The sequence below is a fragment of the Bradyrhizobium sp. genome (genome assembly GCF_049691595.1).
GTDB lineage: Bacteria > Pseudomonadota > Alphaproteobacteria > Rhizobiales > Xanthobacteraceae > Bradyrhizobium.
In genome coordinates this window covers 1-3,350 of the sequence record NZ_JBAVNZ010000050.1, presented here as the reverse complement: position 1 = coordinate 3,350, position 3,350 = coordinate 1, and the positions used below count along the sequence as shown (strand labels likewise).

Below are 3,350 nucleotides of genomic sequence, written 5' to 3'. Positions count from 1 at the left end.
GCGCTCTATGATGCGATCGCGCGGGTAGCGCCGGCGATGCGAACGTTCGATTTTTCGTCTGCGGAGGACTTCAAGGACAAGGCGAAATCGATCCTGCTCGAATGGCTACCGAGTCTGGCTGGAAAGTCGTTTCACGCGCGTCTGCATCGGCGCGGCCCCAGACTTGATTTGCACGCGCCGGATGTCGAACGATTCTTGAACGATGTCACCATCGAGGTGACGGTAAAGGCCGGGCTGCCGGGCCGGATATCGTTCACGGACCCGGATGCGGTGATAGTGATCGACACGGTCGATGATCGGGCCGGGCTCGCCATGTGGACTCGCGAGGATGTCGCTCGCCACCGCTTGTTGCGGCCCGACTAGTGGTTCACGTCATTGAATCTGATGCGATTTTCTGAATCACTTTGGCAACCATTGTTGGAGGTGATTCGTGGCCGGGAAAGAGGTTGCCGTCAAGAAATACGTTGTTCGGTTGAGCGCGGACGAACGCGCGCAACTCGATGATCTGATCCACCGGGGCAAGCGTTCCGCCCAGCTGCTGACCAAGGCCCGCATCTTGTTGAAGGCCGACGTTTCGGAGGCGGGCGAGGGCTGGAGCGACAGCCGGATCGCGGGGGCGCTGGATACCAGCATCGCCAACATCCTTCGCACCCGGCGGCAACTGGTCGAGGAAGGGTTCGAAGCGGTGCTGACCCGCAAATATAACCCGAACTCCGCCCGGCCCCGGATTTTCGACGGCGCGGCAGAAGCAAGATTGATCACGCTGGCATGCGGGCCAGCCCCGGACGGGCAAGCAAAATGGACCCTGCGCCTGCTCGAGGATAAAGTCGTCGAACTGCATATCGTTGAGCGCGCCAGCGACAACACCATCGGGCGGACTCTTAAAAAAACAAGCTCAAACCGCATCTGAAGCAACAATGGGTCATTGCGCCGGATGCCAGCGCGGCCTTTGTGGCCAACATGGAAGACGTGCTGGAGGTCTATCAGAGACCCCGCGATCCCGAGCGCCCCGTCGTGTGCCTCGACGAAACCTCGAAGCAGATGATCGTCGAAACGCGCGAGCCTGTACCCGCCAAGCCTGGACGCAAGGCGCGTCACGATTACGAATATGCGCGCAACGGCGTAACCAATTTGTTCATGATGTTCGCGCCTCTGGAAGGCTGGCGGCATGTGAAAGTGACCGACCGCCACGCCGCCACCGATTATGCCCACGCGCTCAAGGATTTGTCCGACACGCATTTTCCCGGCGCGGCGAAGATCGTGCTGGTGCAGGATAATCTCAGCACCCACAAGCCCGCGTCGCTCTACGAGGCCTTTCCGGCGTCAGAGGCGCGTCGCCTCGTCGAACGGTTCGAATGGCACTACACCCCCAAGCACGGCAGCTGGCTCGACATGGCCGAATCCGAACTCGGCGTTCTCTCAACCCAATGTCTGGATCGCCGTATCCCAGACAAACAGACCCTGACCCGCGAAGTCGCCGCGTGGGAGCAACATCGCAACGCTCATCACGCCAAAGCCGATTGGCAATTCACAACCGCCGACGCCCGCATTAAGCTCAAAAGGCTCTACCCTCAGTTTGAATGACTCGGGGCACTAGTCGCTAGCGCATAATCTCGCGGCAAATGCCGCAAATGGCGAGGAAACCGTTCATGGTTCCACCATGGGCCAGCCGGGGGGACCGCGTCAAGACCCCGCCTGCGGCGGTTTCAGATCAATCTGGCGCTGTGGCTCGCGCGCAGCAGCCATGGTTAATCATTCTTAACCTTTCGGGTTTATCTGATCGGGAAGTCCCTTTCCCGATCGGTGCACCATGCGACCTCCGCCAGCACTTGTTGCCTGCGCATTCATTTTCGCCGCTTCGGCTGCGATGGCCGACAGCCGTGTTTTCATCATCGCCAACCACGCCGACGGCTATGGGGTTGATCAGTGCCTGGCCAAAGGCGAGAAATGCGGCGCCCATGCCGCCCGTTCCTATTGCCAGTCGCGGGATTTTGCGGAGGCAACCGCCTACCGCCGCGTCGATCCGGACGAAATTACCGGCGCGGTTCCCAGGGCCGGGAACGAGAAATGCACCGGCGGCTGCGGGGAATACATCGCCATCACCTGCCAGCACTGATTTGATCCACCGCGGTGGATCGGCAGGGCGGTTTGCCACATCGGTGCCGCCAAAACGACGTGACGCTGCCCCGAGAAGCTTGTATTGGAAGCAGCCTTGTATTGGCAGCGACCTTGGCCGCGCGCGTTCCGGTTTGCCCGCTGCGCGGCATCGTTTTAATGGCTGGATATGCCCAAAACCCTGAATGCTCCCTCCTCCCGGCGGATCATGATCTGCGCCTTGCTGGCCGGCATCGCGCTGTCTTGCGCGGACGCCGTCGCGCAAATGAATCCCGGCGCGCCGCCTCCGCCGCAGCCGCAGGGCGCGCAAGGCAATCCGATCTGCGTCCGCCTTGAAGGCCAGCTGGCGACCATCGACCGTGGCGGCAGCGGCGACCCGGCCAGGGACGAGCAGGTCCGCCGCTATCAGGATGCGGCCGCAAAACAACAAAGCGAGCTCGATCGCGTCACCTCGCAGGCCAGGCGCATGGGCTGCGACAGCCCGGGTTTCTTCTCCCTGTTCAACGGGCAATCGGAGAGATGCGGGCCGATCAACAGCCAGACCCAGCAGATGCGCGCCAATCTCGACCAGATCACGATCAGCCTCGAGCACCTGCGCAGCGGCGGGCTTGGCGGCGCCGACCGCGAAAATCAGCGCCGCTCGGTGTTGACGGCGCTTGCGCAAAACAATTGCGGACCGCAATACGCCAATGCCGCGCGCGGCCCCGGCAGTTTCCTCGAGAACCTGTTCGGCAACAATAACAACAATCCCATCGCACCGCCCGGCGCCGATCTCGGACCGCCATCCGGCACGTTCCGCACCGTCTGCGTCCGCAGCTGCGATGGGGCTTATTTCCCGGTCTCCTTCGCCACCGTCCAGGCCCGCTTCTATGACGACGAGAAGACCTGCAAGGCGCTGTGTCCGGCGGCGGAAGCGAGCCTGTTCGCCTACCGCAATCCCGGCGAAGACATCAACCAGGCGGTGTCGATCAACGGCCAGCCCTACACGGCGCTGCCGAACGCGTTCAAATACCGCACCGAGTTCAATGCATCATGCTCGTGCAAGGCCGCCGGCCAGACCTGGTCCGACGCGCTGAAGTCGGTCGACGACAAGGCCGCCGTCGAACAGCAAGGCGACATCATCGTCACCGAAGAGAGCGCCAGGAAGATGCAGCAGCGCGCGCAGCAGTCGGGGAAAAATACGCCGGCCGCCAAGAAAGGCACCGCAGCCGGCGCGCCACCGCCGGCCACTCCGC

The 3,350-nt window shown here is 62.4% G+C and carries 4 protein-coding genes; all 4 read left to right on the top strand.

Annotated elements, in window-relative coordinates:
- Positions 1 to 363: hypothetical protein (locus WCE35_RS02130; RefSeq protein ID WP_424591688.1), on the top strand; the 363-nt coding region annotated here is incomplete at its 5' end.
- 67 nt (positions 364 to 430) lie between these two features.
- Positions 431 to 1,584 (top strand): IS630 family transposase gene (locus WCE35_RS02125; RefSeq protein ID WP_424591687.1). Its coding sequence is split into 2 segments (ribosomal slippage): positions 431 to 884 and positions 884 to 1,584, totalling 1,155 coding nucleotides; the frame shifts between segments, so codons are not numbered across the junction.
- 226 nt (positions 1,585 to 1,810) lie between these two features.
- The gene (locus WCE35_RS02120; protein WP_424591686.1) at positions 1,811 to 2,116 is read left to right on the top strand and encodes a hypothetical protein; all 306 of its coding nucleotides are present in this window, start codon (positions 1,811 to 1,813) and stop codon (positions 2,114 to 2,116) included.
- Positions 2,117 to 2,284: 168 nt separating this feature from the next.
- Positions 2,285 to 3,350: DUF2865 domain-containing protein (locus WCE35_RS02115; RefSeq protein WP_424591685.1), on the top strand; the 1,066-nt coding region annotated here is incomplete at its 3' end.

Bases quoted from the DNA above. Each gene is read 5' to 3' on its own strand.
- WCE35_RS02120 (WP_424591686.1), top strand. From the start codon at position 1,811: ATGCGACCTCCGCCAGCACTTGTTGCCTGCGCATTCATTTTCGCCGCT.